Origin of the sequence: Gilliamella sp. B3022 (assembly GCF_028751545.1) — a bacterium.
GTDB lineage: Bacteria > Pseudomonadota > Gammaproteobacteria > Enterobacterales > Orbaceae > Gilliamella.
This window is the reverse complement of record NZ_CP071867.1, coordinates 1,005,106-1,027,943: the sequence shown is the minus strand read 5'-3', so window position 1 is coordinate 1,027,943 and position 22,838 is coordinate 1,005,106. Positions and strand designations below refer to the sequence as shown.

The 22,838-nt window shown below is 36.2% G+C and carries 20 protein-coding genes and 1 tRNA gene; 3 read left to right on the top strand and 18 right to left on the bottom strand.

The genetic code is table 11. The features are described 5' to 3' along the window. Positions 1 to 221 precede the first annotated feature (221 nt). The 18 genes from J4T76_RS04650 to tyrA all read right to left on the bottom strand — a co-directional run bounded on the left by J4T76_RS04650 (position 222) and on the right by tyrA (position 18,627). Positions 222 to 297: transfer RNA gene (locus J4T76_RS04650), tRNA-Asn, on the bottom strand. A gap of 95 nt (positions 298 to 392) precedes the next feature. Then, complete coding sequence (locus tag J4T76_RS04645; RefSeq protein WP_267340214.1) at positions 393 to 983, bottom strand: YiiX/YebB-like N1pC/P60 family cysteine hydrolase; 591 nt, start codon at positions 981 to 983, stop codon at positions 393 to 395. Then, positions 953 to 1,543, bottom strand: a complete 591-nt coding sequence (locus J4T76_RS04640) for a biotin transporter BioY (protein ID WP_267340215.1) — start codon at positions 1,541 to 1,543, stop codon at positions 953 to 955. The genes J4T76_RS04645 and J4T76_RS04640 overlap by 31 nt, the downstream gene beginning before the upstream one ends. A gap of 163 nt (positions 1,544 to 1,706) precedes the next feature. After that, on the bottom strand, positions 1,707 to 2,339 hold the full coding sequence (locus J4T76_RS04635) for an MBL fold metallo-hydrolase (RefSeq protein WP_267340217.1): 633 nt from the start codon (positions 2,337 to 2,339) through the stop codon (positions 1,707 to 1,709). Between the two features lie 20 nt (positions 2,340 to 2,359). After that, entirely contained in the window at positions 2,360 to 3,748 is a 1,389-nt protein-coding gene (locus tag J4T76_RS04630) for an MFS transporter (protein ID WP_267340219.1), read from the bottom strand. Positions 3,749 to 3,911: 163 nt separating this feature from the next. Beyond that, entirely contained in the window at positions 3,912 to 4,454 is a 543-nt protein-coding gene (locus J4T76_RS04625) for a bile acid:sodium symporter family protein (RefSeq protein WP_274460535.1), read from the bottom strand. 44 nt (positions 4,455 to 4,498) lie between these two features. Continuing rightward, positions 4,499 to 5,296 carry a TatD family hydrolase gene (locus J4T76_RS04620; protein ID WP_267340220.1) on the bottom strand — a complete coding sequence of 266 codons (798 nt, stop codon included), beginning with the start codon at positions 5,294 to 5,296 and terminating at the stop codon, positions 4,499 to 4,501. An 8-nt stretch (positions 5,297 to 5,304) separates the two neighbouring features. Continuing rightward, the gene (recC, locus tag J4T76_RS04615; protein ID WP_267340221.1) at positions 5,305 to 8,505 is read right to left on the bottom strand and encodes an exodeoxyribonuclease V subunit gamma; all 3,201 of its coding nucleotides are present in this window, start codon (positions 8,503 to 8,505) and stop codon (positions 5,305 to 5,307) included. An 859-nt stretch (positions 8,506 to 9,364) separates the two neighbouring features. After that, positions 9,365 to 9,790 (bottom strand): F0F1 ATP synthase subunit epsilon, encoded by a 426-nt coding sequence (locus J4T76_RS04610; RefSeq protein WP_267340223.1) that lies wholly within the window; start codon positions 9,788 to 9,790, stop codon positions 9,365 to 9,367. Positions 9,791 to 9,816: 26 nt separating this feature from the next. After that, a complete protein-coding gene (gene atpD, locus J4T76_RS04605) occupies positions 9,817 to 11,199 on the bottom strand; it encodes a F0F1 ATP synthase subunit beta (RefSeq protein WP_267340224.1) in 1,383 nt (460 codons plus the stop codon). Positions 11,200 to 11,246: 47 nt separating this feature from the next. Beyond that, positions 11,247 to 12,116 (bottom strand): F0F1 ATP synthase subunit gamma, encoded by an 870-nt coding sequence (gene atpG / locus J4T76_RS04600; RefSeq protein ID WP_267340225.1) that lies wholly within the window; start codon positions 12,114 to 12,116, stop codon positions 11,247 to 11,249. A gap of 14 nt (positions 12,117 to 12,130) precedes the next feature. Then, entirely contained in the window at positions 12,131 to 13,672 is a 1,542-nt protein-coding gene (gene atpA / locus J4T76_RS04595; protein WP_416380240.1) for a F0F1 ATP synthase subunit alpha, read from the bottom strand. A gap of 11 nt (positions 13,673 to 13,683) precedes the next feature. After that, positions 13,684 to 14,217, bottom strand: coding sequence for a F0F1 ATP synthase subunit delta (gene atpH / locus J4T76_RS04590; protein WP_267340226.1), 534 nt, complete (start codon positions 14,215 to 14,217; stop codon positions 13,684 to 13,686). A 13-nt stretch (positions 14,218 to 14,230) separates the two neighbouring features. After that, positions 14,231 to 14,701: a F0F1 ATP synthase subunit B gene (gene atpF, locus J4T76_RS04585; RefSeq protein ID WP_267340228.1), complete on the bottom strand. Its 471-nt coding sequence runs from the start codon at positions 14,699 to 14,701 to the stop codon at positions 14,231 to 14,233. A 24-nt stretch (positions 14,702 to 14,725) separates the two neighbouring features. Next, positions 14,726 to 14,956 (bottom strand): F0F1 ATP synthase subunit C, encoded by a 231-nt coding sequence (atpE, locus tag J4T76_RS04580; protein ID WP_034901511.1) that lies wholly within the window; start codon positions 14,954 to 14,956, stop codon positions 14,726 to 14,728. 36 nt (positions 14,957 to 14,992) lie between these two features. Next, the gene (gene atpB / locus J4T76_RS04575; protein WP_267340230.1) at positions 14,993 to 15,775 is read right to left on the bottom strand and encodes a F0F1 ATP synthase subunit A; all 783 of its coding nucleotides are present in this window, start codon (positions 15,773 to 15,775) and stop codon (positions 14,993 to 14,995) included. A gap of 254 nt (positions 15,776 to 16,029) precedes the next feature. Beyond that, positions 16,030 to 17,367, bottom strand: a complete 1,338-nt coding sequence (gene glmM, locus J4T76_RS04570; RefSeq protein ID WP_267340231.1) for a phosphoglucosamine mutase — start codon at positions 17,365 to 17,367, stop codon at positions 16,030 to 16,032. 138 nt (positions 17,368 to 17,505) lie between these two features. After that, a complete protein-coding gene (gene tyrA, locus J4T76_RS04565; protein ID WP_267340232.1) occupies positions 17,506 to 18,627 on the bottom strand; it encodes a bifunctional chorismate mutase/prephenate dehydrogenase in 1,122 nt (373 codons plus the stop codon). Between the two features lie 116 nt (positions 18,628 to 18,743). On the opposite strand from tyrA, the gene xthA reads away from it, so the two are divergent. The 3 genes from xthA to J4T76_RS04550 all read left to right on the top strand — a co-directional run bounded on the left by xthA (position 18,744) and on the right by J4T76_RS04550 (position 22,828). Further along, positions 18,744 to 19,550, top strand: coding sequence for an exodeoxyribonuclease III (gene xthA / locus J4T76_RS04560; RefSeq protein ID WP_267340234.1), 807 nt, complete (start codon positions 18,744 to 18,746; stop codon positions 19,548 to 19,550). Positions 19,551 to 19,585: 35 nt separating this feature from the next. Then, positions 19,586 to 20,923, top strand: coding sequence for an exodeoxyribonuclease VII large subunit (xseA, locus tag J4T76_RS04555; protein ID WP_267345506.1), 1,338 nt, complete (start codon positions 19,586 to 19,588; stop codon positions 20,921 to 20,923). Positions 20,924 to 21,157: 234 nt separating this feature from the next. After that, entirely contained in the window at positions 21,158 to 22,828 is a 1,671-nt protein-coding gene (locus J4T76_RS04550; protein WP_274460534.1) for a molecular chaperone HscC, read from the top strand. Positions 22,829 to 22,838 lie beyond the last annotated feature (10 nt).

The window sequence follows — 22,838 nt, the reverse complement described above, 5'->3', positions numbered from 1 at the left end:
GCATGATAAAAAGAAAACCAAATATATTAGAAGAAAATTATACCAACGATGATTATGGTACTTTTTTTAATTATTTTTATAGCGGATAAATTAAATCATCGTATCAAGTCAGTAAGTTTTGTTTACTTGTTTAATTAAAATTTTTAGTATGGGGATTAATAAGAATAAGCAAGAAGTGAAAGGTAAAAATCTTCGCTACAAATGGAAATAATGTGAAAAGTTGGCTCCTCCAACAGGACTTGAACCTGTGACATACGGATTAACAGTCCGCCGTTCTACCGACTGAACTATGGAGGAATCCAATGTGGCGTGCATATTATAGATTTACTGGGGTTATGTCAATAGTTAATTATCGGAAATTCTTTGTTTGATTAATTTTTAACTTATTATCATTATTTAATTGTTAGGATAGTCTTAAATAGTTTCTTTTGTCTTAATAGTTGTTGTGGATGTGATCCAAGCTCCCCTTGAGGGATCATTTGTTTTAGTTCTCGATAATAATTGATCCAATATGGGAGAATCTGACCAGTGGTTAAATTCTTAAAGTTCATAGGATAAAGGTTGAAATAGTCTTTACCTGATTCATATTTAAAAGCATAAGTAATAAGTTGACTACAGTAAAATCCTTTCGCATCTGAACGAAAACTATGGTTATAGGGTAATCCTAAACAGTCTTGAACACGAATTAATGCATTTTTAATGACAACGTTATTGTTAATAGTTGCAACCCAATTATATTGAGCTGTTGCTAAAAAAGATTTAATAGGTTGCTTAATAACTCCATGTTTTGGGGTCGCTTCAATGACCAGATCGTTGCCAATATATAAGCCGACATGGTTTATTTGATTCATTATGTCGTTTGAATTCATCAAGGAACCAGAATGAGTAATTGCTTTATTAAACTCGCTTTGCTCATTCTGAGATTGAAAAATGATATCACCAACTTGCATCTTTATCGGTGTTTTCTTGCATGATAACGCCATAATGAAAACATAACACAAGTAGCAATGATAAACTTGAGCGCATCAACACCTACGAAAGGAAAATAACCTACTTGTAATGCTTCAGTAAGTGAAATATGTAAATAACCCATTAAATAAGTTACGCCAAATACAAAGATTAATTGATGGGCACAAGCAAAGGCGATCAATCCTAAAAGAAAGCGACGATCGTAACCTTTCTCGGCAGCAAATCCAGCAATATAAGCACTAAATGCATACCCATATAGATAACCAGCAGAAGGCGATACTAGTGCCATAAATCCACTGCTGCCATTGGCAAACAGTGGCAATCCCATTGCGCCTAAAAACAGGTATTGAAGTATGGCTAATGCACCGAGTTTACGACCTAAAAAAGCGCCAATTAGCAATACGGCTAATGATTGTAAAGTAAATGGCACAGGGTAGGTTGGAATACTTACATTAGCTGCTACACCTAACAGTAATGCGGAACTTGTTGTAGCCAAGAGCTTACGTTGCCATGAGGATAAATCAATCATTGTTGTGATAAATGTTGGATAATAAGACGTCATTTGTTTATTCATTGTTTTCTACCTTTAATACCTAAATCATAGCGTTATAATAGCGCAATGTTTTAAGTTGTAAACTATTTTTTATTTTAAAAGTTTACTTATATAATGGTTAAGGCGAGATCCATTATCACATTTTCATATAAAAAATGTGATAACAAAAGAAATAATGGATTGTTTAAACTAAATATGGGTTATTGTATTGCTCATTACCAAATGTGGACATAGGGCCATGTCCCGGCACAAAAATAAAATCTTCACCAAGTGGCAATAACTTGTTTTTAATTGACGAAATTAAATCAGAATGGTTACCACGTGGAAAATCTGTGCGTCCAATACTATTTTTAAAAAGTACATCACCGACAAATGCCAGTTTATCTTGCTTATTGATCAATACGATATGACCTGGTGTGTGTCCCGGACAAAATAGCACATCAAGGGTGATATTTCCTACTTGGATTTGATCCCCTTCTTTTAACCAACGATCGGGTAAAAAACTTTCGGTATAAGGAAAACCTAATTGCATAGATTGTTGTGGTAAGGCTGTAAATAAGAACTCATCTTCTTGACTAGGACCAAAGATTTTAACATCATAATGTTTCGCTAATTCAGTGGCGGCGCCCACATGATCTAAATGACCGTGTGTTAATAAAATCTGTTTGATATTAACCCCGAGCTTTTCAACCGCTTTCTTGAGTAATTCTGGCTCTCCACCGGGATCGATAAAAGCAGCCTCATTTGATTCGTTACACCAGATAATACTGCAATTTTCTTGAAAATCCGTAACTGGAATGATTTGATACTGAAACATAATCGTTATCTCCTTGTCGCTTAATGGCGAGCCGTTAAATTCTGACCATCTTGTTTTTTTAATTGAGCAAAAATCACGCTTGATAGCATAGTTACAATACCTAGTATAACAAAGGTTAATTGAAAAGCGTGAATAGTCGTTGTTGTTTTACCAAATAATCTTACCAATAAAGCACCAAAACCAGTACCAAAACTGATAGCTAACTGTTGATTGACAGCCATTAAACTATTACCACTACTTGTGCTTTCTCCTTGTAAATTGGCTAACGTTATACTGTTCATTGAAGTAAATTGCATTGAATTGATGCCTCCAATACAAAATAGCAAAACACCTAATATCAAAAGAGGAGTAGTTAAATTTAATAATGACATTAAAAGGATCAAAATTCCTGCTAAGATGGTATTTGCCATTAGTACAAAACGATAGCCTAAACGAGCAAGAATCCGAGTAATAAAAAACCTTGTACAAATCGATGCAATTGCCATTGGCATGAGCATCATTCCAGCAAAAATTGCCGAATAACCAAAACCAACTTGTAGAAATAAAGGAATAAGAAAAGGCACTCCAGAAATACCTAATCGACAGACTAAATTACCGATAATGCCTATTTTAAACGTTCGTATATCAAATAAAGAGAGAGGAAATAGAGGGGCTTGTTTCTTTTTTGCATAGCTGCGATAAATAAATAAAAAAACTAGACTAGTGACAGCAAGACCCAGCGGTAAATAATATTGTTGACCTTGATTTAAACATTCAACACTAAGGGTTGCACTAATAAAAGTGATAATGATAAAGATAAATCCAAATGAATCAAAAGGCATTCGTTTGCCTTTTATATTAGGCATATATTTTAAGCTAATCATTATCCCGACAATACCAATTGGTAAATTAATAAAAAAGATCCAGTGCCAACTTACCATATCTACAAGGTAGCCTCCTAAAACCGGTCCTAGTACTGGACCGATTAAACCTGGAATCGTTGCTGTGTTTAACGCGGCTAAGAACTCATTGCGTTTAAATGCTTTAATCAAAACTAAACGTGAAACAGGTACCATCATTGATCCGCCGACACCTTGAATAACCCGTGATATATCTAAAAAAAATAATGAATTGGACAAGGCACAAAGTAGTGATCCTAAGGTAAAAAGCGATACAGCCATTACAAAAATATTTCGTGTCCCGAATTGGTCCGATAAAAAGCCGCTTACTGGAATAAATAACGCTAATGTTATTGCATAACATATTACTGCTGATTGCATGTTTAGCGGTGATTCTTTGAGATCTTTAGCCATAGTTGGCAAAGCCGTATTTAAAATTGAGGTATCAAGTGATTGCATAAAAAATGCAAATGCAGCAATCCAAGGTAATATTCGATAAACAAAGGGTGGTAACTGGAATTCGCTATTCATTTTTTCAGCCTAAAATTGATTGTTATGCTGGAAGAGAAGGATCATAGTAAATCCTAAGGTTATACTCTCATATCGATTATTATTAAGTAAGAGAGTGAGTAAATGTTATTTTACAATATTCACAATTAATTGTTAGATTTTTTCTTATTTTTAACGGGTTTCCCTAAATAATAGGAATGAGAACAATTTGGATAAGATGCACTAACATATCCCAAACGGGAACTTCAACCGTTGTACCAACGAGTAAAAGAGTGAGAATTGGAGTAACCACTACACCGATAAGAGTTGAAACTGATGAGACAGTAACTGACAACGCCACATCACCTTTAGCTAGATAGATCATCACATTGGAGGCTGTACCGCTAGCTACGCTACCAACTAGAACCAGCCCGACTAATAACTCAGGTCGCATAGTAAGTAATTTAGATAAGATTAAAGCAGTGAATGGCATAACAATATAATGCAGTAAGATACAAATGATGACTGCCTTAGGTTTCGCCACCACTCTTTTAAAATCATTAATACTTAACGTTACTCCCATAGAAAACATTACAAACATCAATAAGTGTGATGTTTGTGGTCGAACTGGAAGGAATGCATTAGGTAATAAATAGGCAACTATTGCGCAAAGAATTGCCCATAACGGAAATAATCGAGTAAGCGAAATAATGGTTTGCACAAAAATACGACTACGGCGTTGAAACATAAAGCATCACCTTGTGTCTAATTAACCTATTAATAATTAAAAAGTTATTGATGTGCTTGGTTTTGAATTTTCATATTATTAATTCTGCTAAATAGCGTCAAGGTATTTGTTAGAATCGTTCTACATATTTGTTCTGAATCTTCAATACGTAATTGACAAAGAATATTAAATATATTGACAATGTTTTCAGGACGGTTTATTTGCCCTTGTCGACCGCTTAAAGGCATATCAGGGGCATCAGTTTCTAATACTAGGCTTTCGAGAGGTAACTTTGCAATGGCATGGCGTGTTTTATTTGCTCTAGCATAACTTATTACGCCACCTACACCAATATAATAGCCTAATTTGATAAATTGCATTGCTTGTTGATAGCTACCGGAAAAACCATGGATCACGCCACGACACGGTAAATTAGCTTGATGTAACTCATGATAAATTACATCATGAGTTTTACGTGAATGAATTAAAACGGGTAATTCATAGCGGTTAGCTAACGCCAGTTGAGCTCGAAAAAAAGTAAGTTGTTGTTGCCAATCTACGGAAATGTCATAACGGTCTAAGCCGATTTCGCCAATGGCAACTAATTTTTTAGGAGAAGTACTAATGATATCGGATAATTTTTCAAGATCAGTATGAGAATGTTGATAGATAGGATGCAAGCCCAGTGCGGCATAAAGTTCATCATATTGCTCAGTGAGTTGCAGAATTTGACTGAAATGATCTGCTGATATGGCAGGCATAATTAAACTGGCAATTTTAGCTTGTCGAATACAATTCATTGAGTTGTCTAACGCTGTCAAAAAAGCAGGAAAATTGAAATGACAGTGTGTATCTATGAACATAATGCCTCCTATTCTACTGTTACTTGATGTAATAAAATTGGCAATAAAAATTGCTTAGCAAAATCGATGATTTGTTCAACTTGTTCTTCAGTTAATTCAGGATACAAACGTTCATAGTAGCTGTCGCATTCTGATGATTGAAAAAGAATCCCTTGCCAAGTATTCATAAGCTGATTTTTAGCCCTATCACTATCAACAATTTCGCCTGTTTTTTTATTATAAGCAAAGGTTAACCAATTCCACGCACTTTGAATTGGCATTAATAACGGTTGATTGATGCCTTGCAAAAAACTTTCAACTAGTGGGGTTAAGTAAGTTAATGCCTCGTTGGCATCTAAATGCGAAAATCGCCATTCTTGATCATCACGACCATAAATGCGGCTTTGGCTATCAACTTTCTCACGGTATAAAATGCAATAAACCAAGTGATCTATCCATAATGAAATACCATCACGAATTGAAAGTTTTGATGGTCGCCAAGTTAAAATACCATCGGATTGCAAATGTGTTAGCCAACCTTGAAGTGGGTAATGTTGATTATTTACCTCAATTGTTATATTGACTTCCTCACTGGTCATCTCTAACCGTTCTTGACAGATTTTATCTGCTAAAGATTGCATAGCTTCGCTTTGCTCATCATAAATGATCTCACCAAAAGCGCCATCAGGCAGCTCACCAGTTAATCTTAATTGCTGATAAAGAACTTTTGAATCTTTAGATGTTTGAGTAATTAATTGATTTAAAATTTGCACATTGAGTTGATAACGTTTTAAGTTATCCAGATTAAAGTTTTCGGCATCAGGTAAAGTATCATCAAGATAACTGACATAAAAATTAAACCGTTTTTGCAAAAAAAACCGAATAGAGTGTTGAAAAAAACGTTTTAATTCATCAAGATTAATACAATCAATACTGATAGCTGGTATTTGACTAATGAATGTTTGGCTTTCTCCTTTTTTCAAGGCAGCCGGTAACCACTCATCGGCATAACTTTTCGGTTCTTGTAAAAAGTTTAAAGGATTAAATGGCGTTCTAGTGTGAAAAACTTTTAAAAAATCAATATTGTTTTCTGTGTTTTTTGTTGATTCACCATAATATTGAACAATATATTCCCAAAGTTCATCAACCAGTACGGATGGGTAACGTTCGCTATTATCTTTCATATCACGTCCGACATAACTGATATAGAGTTGATATTGAGTGGATAAAATGGCTTCTAAAAATAGATAACGATCATCAGTTCGACGACTGCGATCGCCTCGTCTTGGATATTTGGCAATTAAATCAAAATCCAGCGGTAGTGATGTTCTTGGGTAGTCGCCATCATTCATACCGAGCAAACAAACTACTTTAAATGGAATAGATCGCATAGGCATCATAGTACAAAAATTGATTTTACCGACTAAAAAACGATGTGCTAAGTGATTTTGTTCTAAACGAGCCTGCATTGCATCATGCAAAACAGTGATCGAAATAAGTTCGGTAAATTGAGCTGTTAGGCCACTATTAATTAATTGTTCCCATTCATCTTCTATCATTAATAAAAGAGCATCGCGTTGCTCATTATGCTTAAAAAAGTCATTAATTAGTTCAAGGCAATAACCTTGCCATTCAGATAATGGTTTGGCTTCATTTAGTATCATAAACCATTTACGAACAACTTTAATGAACTGAGCCAATTGACCGATAAGCTCAGCATCTAATCCTGTGGCACCATCATAAGGTAAAATTTGTTGCCAACCCCCTTGTTCACTATTCATGGTATAACCAAGCAATAATCGCTCAAGTCCGAATAGCCAACTGTGTGCACTTTCCAGACCAAAACGGATACCAGATTCGATAATCCATGTTCGCAATAAAATTAATTGTGATTCATTAATAGCAAAATTTTCAGCAATGGCGGGAATTTCCAGTAAATTAAATAGCTCTTCTGCAGTGAATCGACTATTGGGAAAGTTTAAAATAGCAAAAAATCCCTGAACGATTGGATCGATATTACGAGCCTTTTGGTCAGAAATCGTAAATGGTAAATAACGATCACCACTGGCATTACCGAATACGGCACGAATATAAGGTACATAGCGATCAATATCTGAAACCATCACAATACAATCGCGAAGTTCAATGTCAGGATTTGCATCAAAAACCGATAACAGATAATCGTATAATATTTCGACTTCACGTTGTTCGCTATGACAAATATGGAACGAAATGGATTTATCGGACATAGCGAGGTGTTTATTATTCGAATTATTATGATAAAGTTCTAAAATATCTTGCTGAATAGCGTGTAACAAGCAAGAGCGTTCTTGATCGACGAAGGCTTCAATATCTTGTTTACTATTAAATTCTTGTAATAAAAATAAATTGTCGCGACCTAATTTTCCCCACGAGGTTAATAATGGATTTGGGATCTTATCCGGTGTATTTAAAATGTCGGATAGCTGTTTTTCGACAATATCGCCCCAGTACCATTTACAAGGATTATTAAACATTAAATGTACATCAATATGTAGCCCTAGTGCTGATAGCAAGGAAAGATAAATAGGTGGTAGCGAGGTGATACCAAAAATAAAAATACGTTCGGGAAGCTGATTTAGTCGAGTGCTATCGAAATTATCATCTAACAAAATTTCTAGCATTTGTTGATAAATATTCGCACGGTGATAGGGCTGGCTAATTGCAATCAGTTGTCGCCATAATTCTGCTTGCCAAATTTCATCGGCATGATGATTGAGTTCGTCAACAGTTTGATTCGCTTCCCATTTTGCTAGCCAATCAGGACGATAAACCAAATATTGGTCAAATAAGCGGGCAATGCGGGTTGCTAACTGATAAAGCTTTCGATCTTGCTTATCAATATTAAGATAATGTTTAAGTGTGTTAAATTCGCCTTGCTCAATAATTTGTGGAAGTAAATAATACAAACGCCAAGTCATTGTCTCAATACTATAACTGTTTTCAACTGGCGCATCAGGCAATAAACTTTGATAAAGTTGCCAAATAAACTGGGTCGGAAAAAGAAAATCAACATTTGCTACTATACCCAGTTCATCTGCTAAAGCAATTTGCAACCATTGTCCCATACCTTGACTTTGCACCATCACAACATCGGGTGTAAAGATATCTTCTAATGGCTGTCTGCGCATCAATTCACTTAACAGTGTCTTGAGTAAATCAACTTGATTGGAATGGTAAATGGTAAACATGATCACATTAATGTTATATAAATTGACTCAAATTATCGCCGATAGCGACTAATAAATCTAGCACAGTAATTTTAAACAATTAGATTATAAATATCACATAGTATGATAGATTTTTGTCAAAACGTTTTAGATAACACCCACGTTTTAGCAAGAAAATAAAGAAAGATATTAATAATATATAATGAGTTATGTTAATCAAACGTTTGTGTATAACATTTCATTTTATATTAAATTATATAAGGGCTTTAACAAAAATGGCAATATTCTCTTAAGCCTCTTAAGCAAATACACTATGGCTCATGCCAATTTATGCTTTTACTAAGTGTTTAAGCTGGTTATCATAGCTTAACATGATATTTTTGGGTGCCAAATCGCACTAAAAGCTTCAACTCTTCTATTAACATATAGACAAATCAAGACTATTGCCGATTCGTTTTGATTGTATTTAGCGAAATAACGATTATTCAAATAAATATAAATGTATCCTTGAAAAATATTTGCAGAATCTGGCATAGACATTTGCTGTAGTGTATTAGACAGGGGGGGATAAGCGAATAAAAGTTTTAATATAATGGGTCTCTTTTGGATCGTTTATCAATCGCATAATAGCGTAGAATCATCCTGAGGTTTGCGGTATATTTGATATTTAATCAATAAATTTATATGGTTATATATGGGTAGTCATGATTTGTTAAAGAGATAAAAATTGGTAATACAAGTAGCGAATGATAATAAACTGATTTTCAGTGATTGTTATTTTGACTGGGTTAATTTTATTGCTTTAAAAAGTGTAATAAAATAGAAGGTTACATCAATAAGATGTAACCTTCTATTTTATGCTAACACAGTAAAAAGCTAATTATTGCCCTATGCGGCGTGTTAATTCGATAACGCGAATTTTTGCCAAAGCTTTTGATAACTCTGCTGATGCTTGAGCAAATGACATATCATCACTTGGATGATTAATATGTTCTTGCGCTTGTCTTACTGCTTCTTGTGCTCTTGCTTCATCTAAGTCTTCACCGCGGATTGCGGTATCAGCTAAGATTGTCACAATATTCGGTTGAACTTCTAATACGCCACCAGAAAGGTAGATAAACTCTTCTTCACCATTTGCTTTGACAATACCTACCATACCCGGTTTAATCATGGTAAGTAGGGGAGTGTGACCAGGGTAGATCCCAAGTTCACCTTCTTGACCTGTGACTCTGATTCGCTGAACATCACCTGAAAATAGGTGAGATTCAGCACTAACAACTTCTAATTGATAGGAAGTTAGTGCCATAATACTATCTCCGTTCAATGAATCTCTTAGAGAGATTTCGCTTTCTCAATTACTTCGTCGATTGAACCAACCATATAGAATGCTTGTTCCGGAATGTGATCATAATCGCCATTCATAATTCCTTTAAAGGCACTGATGGTATCTTTCAATGGTACATATTTACCTGGTGAGCCTGTAAATACTTCCGCCACGAAAAATGGTTGAGATAAGAAGCGTTGAATTTTACGTGCACGAGCAACGGTTAATTTATCGTCTTCTGATAATTCGTCCATACCAAGAATTGCAATGATATCTTTTAATTCTTGGTAGCGTTGTAAAATTGACTGAACGCCACGAGCACAATCATAGTGTTCTTGACCAACAACTAATGGATCTAACTGACGACTGGTTGAATCTAATGGATCCACCGCAGGGTAGATACCTAATGAGGCAATTTGACGACTCAATACGATCGTTGCATCCAAGTGAGCAAAAGTTGTTGCTGGTGATGGGTCAGTCAGGTCATCGGCTGGCACGTATACCGCTTGAATTGAAGTGATTGAACCGGTTTTAGTTGAAGTAATGCGCTCTTGTAGCAAGCCCATCTCTTCTGCTAATGTTGGTTGGTAACCTACCGCTGAAGGCATACGACCTAATAGCGCAGATACTTCAGTACCAGCTAAGGTATAACGGTAAATATTATCGATGAATAGAAGAACATCTTTCCCTTCATCACGGAATTTCTCAGCCATGGTTAAGCCCGTTAACGCTACACGTAAACGGTTTCCAGGTGGCTCATTCATTTGACCATATACTAACGATACTTTATCAAGTACGTTTGATTCTTTCATTTCGTGATAGAAGTCATTACCTTCACGAGTACGTTCACCTACCCCGGTAAATACTGAGTAGCCTGAATGTTCGATAGCGATGTTACGGATTAATTCCATCATGTTAACAGTTTTACCAACACCTGCACCACCGAACAGACCAACTTTACCACCTTTAGCAAATGGACAAATTAAGTCGATAACTTTGATACCCGTTTCCAGTAATTCAGTCGAGTTAGCTAGTTCTTCATAAGTTGGTGCTGCTCGGTGAATTGCCCAACGCTCTTCTTCACCAATTGGACCTGCTTTATCAACAGGATCACCTAGTACGTTCATTATACGACCAAGTGTTTTAGTACCGACGGGTACTTCGATGCCGTGACCTGTATTTACTACTTTAAGTCCACGTCTTAAACCATCAGATGATCCCATTGCGATACAACAAACAACACCACCACCTAATTGTTGTTGAACTTCCAGAACTAATTTTTCAGCGCCGGTTTCTACTTCTAATGCATCATATACCTTTGGTACTGCATCTTCTGGGAATTCGACATCAACCACCGCACCGATGATCTGGACAATCTTTCCAGTAGCCATTTTTAATCCTCTACGTCTTTTTCTTAACTATAAGCCAATATTTAGCACTAACCTGAAACAGCGGCTGCACCGGATACAATATCAATCAATTCATTTGTGATCGCACCTTGACGTGCTTTATTGTACACAATTTGTAATTCATTAATTAAGTTTGCACCGTTATCTGTTGCTGCTTTCATGGCCACCATTCTTGCCGCTTGTTCACTCGCTAGATTGTCAACCACAGCTTGATAGACTTGTGATTCAATATAACGACGTAAAATCACATCTAATAGTGATTTAGCATCAGGCTCATAAATATAATCCCATGATGAAGCTTTGAGCGCTTTATCTTCTGATTGCGGTAATGGTAATAATTGCTGTATTGTTGGTTTTTGTGACATGGTATTAATAAATTTATTCGTAACAATATATAATTTATCAATTTTGCCATTGTCATATGCCTCAAGCATTGTTTTTACCGGTCCAATTAAATCGGATAAAGTTGGTTCGTCACCCAAATTCGTGACTTGCGTTAAGATGTTTGTTTTTACTGATGAAAAAAATGAAACACCTCGAGAACCAATCAAAGCAACATCAGCTTCAACATTTTTTTCCTGCCATGCTGACATATCAGCAATGACAGTTTTGAAAAGATTGATATTTAAACCACCGCATAAACCACGATCAGTTGAAATGATAAGATAGCCAACTCGCTTTACATCTCTTTCTTCTAAATAAGGATGTTTGGCGCCTATCTGAGCTAACGCTAAATGTCCAATTACTTCTCGAATCATCTCAGCATATGGACGACTTGCGGCCATTCTATCTTGTGTTTTACGCATTTTAGAATTGGCAACCATTTCCATTGCTTTAGTAATCTTTTGCGTACTTTGGATACTGGCAATTTTTGTTCTAATTTCTTTTGCATTAGCCATTTTTTACCTCACCCTTACCAAGTTTGAGTTGATTTAAAGCTTTCAAGTATTGCTTTTAATTTACTTTCAATCTCATCATTGTAATTACCCGTTTCGTCGATTTGTGTGACAAAATCCGCATATTGACTGTGGGCATAAGCAAGCAGTGCTGCTTCAAAAGGTAATACTTTAGCAAGTTCTACATCTTCAAGGTAACCACGCTCAGCAGCGTAAAGTACAATTGATTGCTCTGCAACAGTCATAGGCGAATATTGCTTTTGTTTCAATAGTTCAGTTACTTTTTCACCATGACTTAATTGGTTTCTTGTTGCTTCATCTAAGTCAGAAGCAAACTGTGAGAACGCAGCCAGTTCACGATATTGTGCAAGTGCTGTACGAATACCGCCTGATAATTTTTTCATTATCTTAGTTTGTGCAGCACCACCAACACGAGAAACCGAAATACCTGGGTTAACTGCAGGACGAATACCTGAGTTAAATAGGCTGGTTTCAAGGAATATCTGACCATCTGTAATCGAAATTACGTTAGTTGGTACGAATGCAGAAACGTCACCCGCTTGAGTTTCGATAATTGGTAACGCAGTTAATGAACCGGTTTTACCTTTTACTTCGCCTTTAGTGAACTCTTCAACATAAGCCTCGTTAACACGAGCTGCACGTTCAAGTAAACGTGAATGAAGATAGAACACATCACCAGGATACGCTTCACGTCCAGGTGGGCGACGAAGTAGTAATGAAATTTGACGATAAGCAACGGCTTGTTTAGATAAATCATCATAAACAATTAATGCGTCTTGTCCACGGTCACGGAAGTATTCTCCCATAGCACAACCAGCGTAAGGCGCTAAATATTGTAATGCGGCTGATTCAGACGCTGAAGCGACAACAACGATTGTATTTTTAAGTGCACCATGTTCTTCAAGTTTACGTACTACGTTTGCAATAGTTGACTGTTTTTGACCTATTGCGACATAGATACATTTTACACCTGAATCACGCTGGTTAATAATTGCATCGATTGCTAATGCTGTTTTACCTGTTTGACGGTCACCGATAATAAGTTCACGCTGACCACGACCAATTGGAATCATTGAGTCAACCGCTTTATAACCAGTTTGTAACGCTTGGTCAACAGATTGACGATCGATAACGCCTGGAGCAACAACTTCTACAGGTGAGAAACCGTCATGTTGAATAGAACCTTTTCCATCAATTGGTTCACCAAGTGTATTGATAACACGACCTAATAAGCCATCACCCACTGGTACCTGTAAAATGCGACCAGTACATTGCACTTTCATCCCTTCCGATAAGTCTTCGTATGGTCCCATAACCACCGCACCGACTGAATCTCGTTCTAGGTTTAATGCCATTGCATATCGATTACCAGGTAATGCAATCATTTCGCCTTGCATTACATCGGTTAATCCGTGAATTCGAAGAATACCATCACTAACTGAGATGATCGTTCCTTCATTGTGAGCATCACTCACAATATTGAACTGAGCTATCCGCTCTTTAATTAGTTCACTTATTTCAGTTGAATTTAGCTGCATTATCAGTCCCCTTAAGACTGTAGAGCGTCATTTAAACGATTTAAACGCCCTCTGATACTACTATCAATAACCATATCGCCCGTACGAATAATAAAACCAGAAATGAGCGATTTATCAATATGACATTTTAGTTTTACTTTTCGTGATAAACGTTTTTCGACAGCGATAGAAATTTTATTAAGTTGTTCACTAGTTAATTCACTAGCTGAAATGACATCCACATCTGCTTGAGCTTCTTTATCTAAACAATATTGTTCAAATAAAGTTAACACTTCAGGAAGAAGCGATAATCGTTTGTTTTCAGCCATCACTTTAATAAAATTAGTGCTAAACTCATCCAATACATCTTTACAGATGTTGATGAGTAAATTAGCCACCAAATCAGTTTTCATATCAGATGTTAGAATACTTCTTATTTGTGCATTTTTGCTTACTTGAGAAGTTAATACCAACATTTTATGCCATGATTCGATGCTGTTTTTTTCTACCGCAAAATCAAAAGCGGCTTTAGCATAAGGGCGAGCAATTGTAATTAAGTCAGTCATTGCTCTGTTCTCCTTACAGTTCAGCTACGAGTTTATCAATGATGTCGCTATTTGCGGCTTCATTAACAGAACGTTCAATAATTTTTTCTGCACCGGCAATAGCGAGTGTAGCGACTTGTTGTTTAAGCTCTTCTCTAGCGCGTTTGCGTTCAGCTTCTACTTCGGCAAGTCCTTGAGCAACAATACGTTCTTTCTCGCGAATCGCTTCTTGTTGAGCTTCTTCAAGAATGATAGCTTTACGTTTATTTGCTTGCTCAATAATTGCATTAGCCTCTACCTTAGCCTGTTGCATTATGTCAGATGTATTTGCTTTGGCTAATTCCAAATCTTTTTTTGCTGTTTCTGCTGAAGCAAGACCTTCTGCTATTTCTTTTTGGCGTTTTTCAATCGCATTAATAACAGGTGGCCAAATAAACTTCATGCAGAACCAAACAAACAATACAAATGTAATTGCTTGGCCGAGGAGAGTTGCGTTCATATTCATGAGACGATTCCTCTTAAAAATTTATTAACCGGCAACAGCAAAAATAACATAAAGTGCAATACCCACACAGATCATTGGGATCGCATCAACTAAGCCCATAACGATAAAGAATTGGGTACGTAACATAGGCATTAATTCAGGTTGACGAGCAGCACCTTCAAGGAATTTACCACCTAGTAATCCAATACCAACTGCACCACCAATTGCAGCTAATCCCATCATTATGCCTGCGGCTACAAATAACATACTATCCATTATATACTCCAGTTTATTATCAAAAAAATAGTGAAATTAGTGATCTTCCGTTGCCGATGCCATTGCTAAATAGACGATCGTCAACACCATAAAAATAAAAGCTTGTAACGTAATAATTAAAATATGGAATATGGCCCAAGGTAATGACAGTATCCATTGTGACCACCAAGGTAATAGTGCAGCAATTAAGATAAAAATAAGTTCACCTGCATACATATTACCGAAAAGTCGAAGTCCTAGAGAAACAGGTTTAGCTAATAAGCTAACAAGTTCAAGGATTAAATTGATTGGTGCAAATGCCCAATGATTAAAAGGATGAAGTGTATATTCTTTAATAAATCCAGAAATACCTTTGTATTTAATTGAATAGATTATAATAAGAATAAATACGCCTAATGACATTGACATTGTGATACTAACATCTGCAGAAGGAACGACTCTTAAATGAGAAATACCTAAATATTGCGCTGCGTAAGGTAAAAAATCTACTGGAATGAGATCCATTAAATTCATCAAGAACACCCAAGTAAACACTGTTAGGGCTAACGGTGCAATGAGTTTATTTTGACCAGTGAACATGTCTTTGACAGTGTTATTAACAAATTCGAAGAGTATTTCTACTGCACATTGCAATTTACTCGGTACACCACTGGTCGCTTTTTTAGCTACACAATGGAATATCCATAAAAAGATAATACCTAGTACAATTGAAAAGAACAACGAATCCAGATTAAAGGTCCAAAAACCAGAACCTACTTGCAAGTTCTCAAGATGATGCTTGATATAAGCTTGTGGTGAAGCTGGAGAGGAAACTGACATAAAACCCTCTTACCTTATTTCTAAAATTTAAAAATACTGCCTATATTCTTTTTTGATAAAGGTATAAGCAATCGCTTGTAATAATCCGAAGCTTCTATTTTAAACCTAATTGCCTATAATAAGTCAACCTTTGATTAACAAAATTAAGAATTTAGACACTTTTTACTAAATTTGTGTAAAGAATAGCAACTTCTCGTGTTACTTTATTAGAAATAATCCCCTATTAATTGTCACATTAATGGGGATTAATTAACCTAATTTGATGCTTTAACTGCTTCAGAAATTTGTTCTGCTAGTTTCTGTACTTCCGCAGAATTACTACCTTCTACCATGACGCGAATGAGTGGTTCTGTTCCTGATTTTCGAATCAAAACACGCCCATGAATACCAAGTTGTTTTTCGGCTTGTTTAATGGCTAATTTGACATTAGAATTTGTTAATGGATCGTGTTTGCCAGAAAATCGTACATTAATTAATATTTGTGGCAACATAGTCATACCACTACATAAATCCGCCAATGACATGTCATTACGCACCATAGCAGCTAAAACTTGTAGACCAGCAATGATACCATCACCAGTGGTGGTTTTATCTAACAATAAAACATGACCAGAATTTTCAGCACCTAAACGCCAATTTTTTTCAAGCATTTTTTCAAGTACATAACGGTCACCAACTTTAGCGCGAACAAATTGAATGCCCAAATTTTTAAGCGCGATTTCAAGTCCTATATTACTCATTAATGTGCCAACAACACCCCCTTTTAGTTGACCTTGTCTTAAGGCTTCACGGGCAATAATGTAAATAATTAAATCACCATCAATTTTATTGCCTTTATGATCGACCATAATAATGCGATCACCATCTCCATCAAGAGCAAAGCCTAAGTCAGCTTTTTCTTCAAGAACACTTTTGGTTAATGCCTTTACATCAGTAGCACCACAGTTTTCATTAATATTGACACCATCGGGTTCACAGCCAATCTTTATCACATTTGCACCAAGTTCACGTAAAACTTTAGGGGCGATATGATAAGTGGCACCGTTAGCACAATCGACGACTATTTTTAATCCAGCTAAACTTAAATCATGATCAAAGGTGCTTTTACAAAATTCGATATAACGGCCTGCTGCATCGGTAATGCGGCTTGCACGTCCGAGTTGTTTGGATTCAACGCAGTCGATCTCTTTTTCAAGTTGAGCTTCAATTTCTGATTCGATTGCATCATCAAGTTTCTTCCCCTCGGTTGAAAAAAATTTAATACCATTATCATAAAAGGGGTTATGCGATGCCGAAATCACTACACCAGCATCAGCTCGAAATGTTCGTGTTAAATAGGCAATAGCTGGGGTTGGCATGGGACCAGTAAATGCAGTAGCAACACCAGCCGAAGCAAATCCTGCTTCAAGAGCTGATTCAAGCATGTAACCCGAAATACGCGTATCTTTACCAATTAATACTTTTTTAACCCCATCTTTGGCAAGTATACGACCTGCAGCCCACCCTAGCTTAAGCGCAAAATCCGGTGTGATGGGGTATTCTCCAACTTTTCCTCGAATCCCATCTGTTCCAAAATATTTTCGATTAGACATTTTATTCCCTCACACTAAATTTTATTTTGGTCTGCTTTTAACTATAAGATTATTATTTATAAATCATTTTAACTAGACGCAGTATGTATGAACTTTTTGTAAAAAAGTTTGAGGTTGACTATACGTTTTAGTATAAAATCATTCCCGATTATCATTAGCAAATTTAAGTAAAACCTGACTTTCTTTAATAAAGCGTTGGGCGTAATTACCAAACCACTCAGTGACGTTATTAAAATTCTCAATAAATTTTTCTTTGTTACGTTGCTCAATTAATTCAACCATTTCTCCGAAACATTGGTAATAATGTTTGATCAACTCAATATTTTCGTCAGATGCCATAATAATATCGGCATAAAGTACTGGATCTTGCGCAAACAATCGACCAACCATCATTAATTCTAGGCGATAAATAGGAGAAGATAGAGCAATCAATTGTTCTAAATCGGCTTGTTCCCGCTGCATATTCACGCCATATGAAAAAGAGGTAAAATGGCGTAAAGCTTGAATAAATGACATGCATTTATCATGCTCTTTAGCATCAATTGCACATAAATTGGCTCCCCAAATACGCATTTGTTCAATTAACCATTCATATTTAGCTGGTTCACGCCCTTCACAATAGACAATAATCTGTTTTGCTAAATTCGGCACATCAGGACCAAACATCGGATGCAGCCCAACAACAGGACCGGAATGCTTTTTGAGCATAGCCTCCAGGGGTTTAACTTTTATAGACGTGAAATCGGTTAAAATACAATCCTTAGGCAGTTGCGGTAATTGATCGATGATTTCGCATGTTTTGTTAATTGGTACTGTCACAATCACTGCTGCGGCATCAGCAACCACTTCAGCTGCTTGATGCATGGTTTTAGAACCTAAGGTTTTAACATGGTAACCAGATAAAGTGAATAGACGGGTAAACAATCTACCCATTTGTCCATTACCTCCAACGATAACAATAGAACCTTGACCGGTATAGACCTTTTTAAAACCTTTGTTATTTTCACTGATGTATGATTCACGCATTAAACGGCGTAATATATCTTCAATTAAAGAAGGTGAAACGCCAATATTTTCAGCCTCTTGTCTTCTTTGGGCTAACATTTCTGCTTCACGCTTGGGATCGTAAATCGGAATACCGTGTTTGCTTTTTACATCGCCAACTTTGGCAACTAATGATAATCTTTTATTAATTAGAGATAAAATTGATTGATCGATTTCATCGATTTTATCGCGTAAGGCAAGTAATTCCGTAGACATATTCGGTTATTCCTTTTCTCACAAATGATAACTGTTACTATAATAGCTTAACAGTATAACGTATTTTTGGTAGGATGGGACTATTGCAACCTTAATTCCAATATAATAAATTTATCATGAAAGTTATTTCTTTTAATATTAATAGCCTTCGGGCTCGAATACATCAATTAGCCGCCATTATCGACCAGCATCAACCGGATGTGATAGGTTTGCAAGAAACCAAAGTTCATAATGATCAGTTTCCAGTTGAAGAACTGGAACAGTTTGGTTATTACTTAAATTATCATGGGCAAAAAGGGCATTATGGTGTGGCACTGTTAACTAAGCAAAAGCCCCTTTCGGTTCAATGTGGTTTTTCAACGGATAGCGATGATGCACAATGCCGATTAATTATGGCTCAGTTAGCAACCAGACAAGGTAATTTAACGGTGATTAATGGTTATTTTCCGCAAGGAGAAAGTCTGCATCATGAAATCAAATACCCTGCAAAACGTAAATTTTATCAAGATCTGATTCATCATTTAAAGCAACAGCAATTGAGTGATCAGCTCTGCTTAATTATGGGCGATATGAATATTAGCCCAACCGATTTGGATATCGGCATTTCAGACGATAGCCGTAAACGTTGGTTACGTACTGGTAAATGTTCATTTTTACCTGAAGAGCGGGATTGGATGAACAATTTACTGTCGCTTGGGTTTACAGATACTTATCGTAATGAACATCCAACAAAGCAGGAATATTCCTGGTTTGATTATCGTTCTAAGGGATTTGATACCCATACTGGATTAAGAATTGATTTGATTTTAGCAAGTGAAAAGCTGATGGCATATTGTCAACAAACAGGCATTGATTACAATATTCGCGCCATGGAAAAACCGTCTGATCATGCGCCAATTTGGGCACAATTTGATTTAGCTTAAAATAGGTAACTGTATCATAACAACAGAGGAAGACTATGCAGCACAATAGTTCGATTTTATCGGTTAAAGATCTTAATCAAATGGTGAAAGATCTTCTTTCTGATGCGATTGGTCAAATTTGGCTGATGGGCGAAATTTCTAATTTTTCTCGTCCAGCTTCTGGGCATTGGTATTTCACGTTAAAAGATGATACAGCTCAAGTTCGTTGTGCCATGTTTCGCAATAGCAATTTCCGTGCTGGCTTTACACCACAAAATGGTCAGCAGGTATTGGTTAGAGCTACAGTTACACTCTATGAGGCACGCGGTGAATATCAACTTGTTATTGATAAAATCCAACCCGCTGGCGCAGGATTGTTACAACAAAAGTTTGAACAATTAAAACAAAAATTATTTGAAGAAGGTTTATTTGATTCTATTTATAAACAGTCATTGCCTGAAAATATTCGTACTGTTGGCATTGTTACCTCTTCAACTGGAGCGGCATTACATGATATTTGTCAGATCTTAAAACGTCGTGATCCAAGTTTGCATTTAATTATTTATCCAACGCAAGTACAAGGTACAGAAGCTGCTGCGCAAATCGCTAAAATGATTCAAATTGCCAATGTTCGTCAAGAATGTGATGTGTTAATTGTCGGTCGAGGTGGTGGTTCACTCGAAGATTTATGGTCATTTAATGAAGAAGTGGTCGCAAGAGCAATTTTTGCCAGCCAATTGCCAATTGTCAGTGCCGTTGGACATGAAATTGATTTTACCATTGCCGATTTTGTTGCAGATGTCAGAGCAGCAACTCCCTCAGCTGCAGCTGAATTGGTCAGTCGCGATAATTTGGAGCAAATTAGGCGTATTCAAGTTCAAGAGCAGCATTTATCTATGGCAATGGATTATTATTTAACACGACGCCGTGAAATGCTCAATAAGTGGCGTCACCAATTACATACCCAACATCCACAAGCTAAACTAGCAAAAAAGTTAAATCGATTACTTTCTTACCAGCATGCTTTATATGAAAATATGCAGCAATATTTACTCAAACAGTCAAATTGCCATAATTTTTTAGATAAACAACTATTACGGCTATCACCACAAAATAATATTATCTACTTGAGTCAGCTAATTCGCCAAAAACGTCAGCAAATTGTTAATTTAATTCATCAAAAAATAACTCAGTCACGACATCAATTTATTTTGCAAACTTCACAACTTAATAGTGTCAGTCCACTTGGGACATTAGAAAGAGGATACTCTATAACGACCAATCAACAAAATACCGTTGTGCGTCATGTTGAACAAGTAAACGAAGGTGAGCTTATCACAACCCGATTAGTTAGTGGTCACTTAACTAGTAAAATTGTTGATATACAAAAATAAAGATAATTATTAGTGCAATTTTTAAATGACGATTGATTTAATGGTCATTTATTGAAAATAATAAATACAAATGGAAATGATTATTTTTATTGGTCTCATTTCGAGATATGAATTATATAATAAGTTAAATTAAATTTGAATATTCAAACGTTTGATAGAATTGTACCCCAAGCAGTATTAACTATATAATATTGTTGATATTAACTTTAAAAATATAAAGAGAAAAAACCAATTATGCATCACCCCATAGGAATTGATTTAGGTACTACCAATAGTTTAATTTGTGTCTGGCAAGATGGTAAGCCAATACTTATTCCCAATTCAATAGGAGAAATTATCACTCCATCAGTTGTAAGTATTGATGAAGATGATTCTATTTTAGTTGGGCGTGCAGCTTTATCCCGTTTAACTACTCATCCAAATAGAACGGCAGCAGCATTCAAACGTTTTCTAGGCTCTAATAAAGTATTTGAATTGGATGACAAGAAATTTACACCAACTGAACTTTCTGCCATGGTGCTAAAATCACTTAAAGCCGATGCCGAAGCTTATTTAAACCAAGAAATACACGATGTCGTGATTTCTGTTCCTGCTTATTTTAATGATGAACAACGCAAACAAACACGTTTTGCCGCAGAATTAGCGGGTTTAAATGCAGTACGTTTAATCAATGAGCCAACCGCAGCAGCTATGGCGTATGGGTTACATGAAGAGCAATCAGGTAATACTCTCGTTTTTGACTTAGGTGGTGGTACCTTTGATGTGACTGTACTGGAGTATGCTTTGCCAATTATTGAAGTACATGCATCTGCTGGAGACAACTATTTAGGTGGTGAAGATTTTACTGATGAACTGGTTAAGGCCTGCTTAAATGAGTGGAATCTTAAACAGAAAGATATTCCTGTTGATGACTATGCACGTTTATTGGATTTAGCGGAGCAACTAAAATGTAAATTAAACAGAGATGAATTGCACAAATTAACTTGGTTTTGGCAAGATAAGCAGTGGCAATTTTCCTTAAATGAAAACCGAGCCAAAACGCTATGGTTACCACTTCTTAATCGTTTGCGTGCGCCTATTGAACAAGCTTTAAATGATGCGCGTTTAAAGACTAATCAGCTTGAGCATATTGTGTTGGTAGGTGGCTCATCGCAACTCGGTGTAGTGCGTGAATTGGTAACGAAGTTGTTTGGAAAATTACCTTATCGCCATATTAATCCTACCACGATTGTGGCCCAAGGCGCTGCTGTTCAAGCTGCTTGTCGATTACGTAATGCAGATATTGAAGAGGTTATTTTAACGGATGTATGTCCTTATACATTAGGTATTGAAAGTAGTTCAGGTAATGTGGACGGATTATTTGCACCAATTATAGAACGCAATACCATTGTTCCAACCTCGAAAGTAAAAACTTTTTACACGGTGCACCCGCAACAGAAAATTATTGGTATTTCGGTTTATCAAGGCGAAAGCCCACGCGTAGAAAATAATGTATTGATTGATCAGTTTGATGTGTTGGTAACCCCGATGGAGAAAACACAAGGTATTGATGTGCGTTTTAGTTATGATTTGAATGGTTTGTTAGAAGTTGATGTAGTTGAACTTGAAACAGGCATTCAACATGGAAAAGTTATTGATCATAGCCCAATAGGATTAACTGATGAACAAAGACAAGAGAGCCATGAACGGCTAAAATCGCTCAAAGTTCATCCCCGTGATGAGATGCCAAATCGGACTTTATTAGCAAGGTTAGAACGAGCATGGGCGCAATCATTAGGTGATGAAAGAGCATTAATTGGGTCGTATATTGAAGCTTTTATTGAGGTGTTAAATCAGCAAAATTCAGAAGAAATTAGTGAAATGCGCTATGAAATTGAAGTAAATCTAAAAGAGCTCAATCGATAACCACTATAGA

What these genes read in the sequence shown, in the direction of transcription:
- atpF (WP_267340228.1), bottom strand. Translation starts at nt 14,701, where the DNA reads ATGAATATGAACGCAACTCTCCTCGGCCAAGCAATTACATTTGTATTG.
- atpD (WP_267340224.1), bottom strand. Translation starts at nt 11,199, where the DNA reads ATGGCTACTGGAAAGATTGTCCAGATCATCGGTGCGGTGGTTGATGTC.
- tyrA (WP_267340232.1), bottom strand. Translation starts at nt 18,627, where the DNA reads ATGTCTACGGAATTACTTGCCTTACGCGATAAAATCGATGAAATCGAT.
- J4T76_RS04630 (WP_267340219.1), bottom strand. Translation starts at nt 3,748, where the DNA reads ATGAATAGCGAATTCCAGTTACCACCCTTTGTTTATCGAATATTACCT.
- xseA (WP_267345506.1), top strand. Translation starts at nt 19,586, where the DNA reads ATGCAGCACAATAGTTCGATTTTATCGGTTAAAGATCTTAATCAAATG.
- atpE (WP_034901511.1), bottom strand. Translation starts at nt 14,956, where the DNA reads ATGGATAGTATGTTATTTGTAGCCGCAGGCATAATGATGGGATTAGCT.
- atpA (WP_416380240.1), bottom strand. Translation starts at nt 13,672, where the DNA reads ATGCAGCTAAATTCAACTGAAATAAGTGAACTAATTAAAGAGCGGATA.
- xthA (WP_267340234.1), top strand. Translation starts at nt 18,744, where the DNA reads ATGAAAGTTATTTCTTTTAATATTAATAGCCTTCGGGCTCGAATACAT.
- glmM (WP_267340231.1), bottom strand. Translation starts at nt 17,367, where the DNA reads ATGTCTAATCGAAAATATTTTGGAACAGATGGGATTCGAGGAAAAGTT.
- J4T76_RS04625 (WP_274460535.1), bottom strand. Translation starts at nt 4,454, where the DNA reads ATGTTTCAACGCCGTAGTCGTATTTTTGTGCAAACCATTATTTCGCTT.
- atpH (WP_267340226.1), bottom strand. Translation starts at nt 14,217, where the DNA reads ATGACTGACTTAATTACAATTGCTCGCCCTTATGCTAAAGCCGCTTTT.
- J4T76_RS04635 (WP_267340217.1), bottom strand. Translation starts at nt 2,339, where the DNA reads ATGTTTCAGTATCAAATCATTCCAGTTACGGATTTTCAAGAAAATTGC.
- J4T76_RS04645 (WP_267340214.1), bottom strand. Translation starts at nt 983, where the DNA reads ATGGCGTTATCATGCAAGAAAACACCGATAAAGATGCAAGTTGGTGAT.
- J4T76_RS04640 (WP_267340215.1), bottom strand. Translation starts at nt 1,543, where the DNA reads ATGAATAAACAAATGACGTCTTATTATCCAACATTTATCACAACAATG.
- atpB (WP_267340230.1), bottom strand. Translation starts at nt 15,775, where the DNA reads ATGTCAGTTTCCTCTCCAGCTTCACCACAAGCTTATATCAAGCATCAT.
- J4T76_RS04620 (WP_267340220.1), bottom strand. Translation starts at nt 5,296, where the DNA reads ATGTTCATAGATACACACTGTCATTTCAATTTTCCTGCTTTTTTGACA.
- J4T76_RS04550 (WP_274460534.1), top strand. Translation starts at nt 21,158, where the DNA reads ATGCATCACCCCATAGGAATTGATTTAGGTACTACCAATAGTTTAATT.
- J4T76_RS04610 (WP_267340223.1), bottom strand. Translation starts at nt 9,790, where the DNA reads ATGGCACTAACTTCCTATCAATTAGAAGTTGTTAGTGCTGAATCTCAC.
- atpG (WP_267340225.1), bottom strand. Translation starts at nt 12,116, where the DNA reads ATGGCTAATGCAAAAGAAATTAGAACAAAAATTGCCAGTATCCAAAGT.
- recC (WP_267340221.1), bottom strand. Translation starts at nt 8,505, where the DNA reads ATGTTTACCATTTACCATTCCAATCAAGTTGATTTACTCAAGACACTG.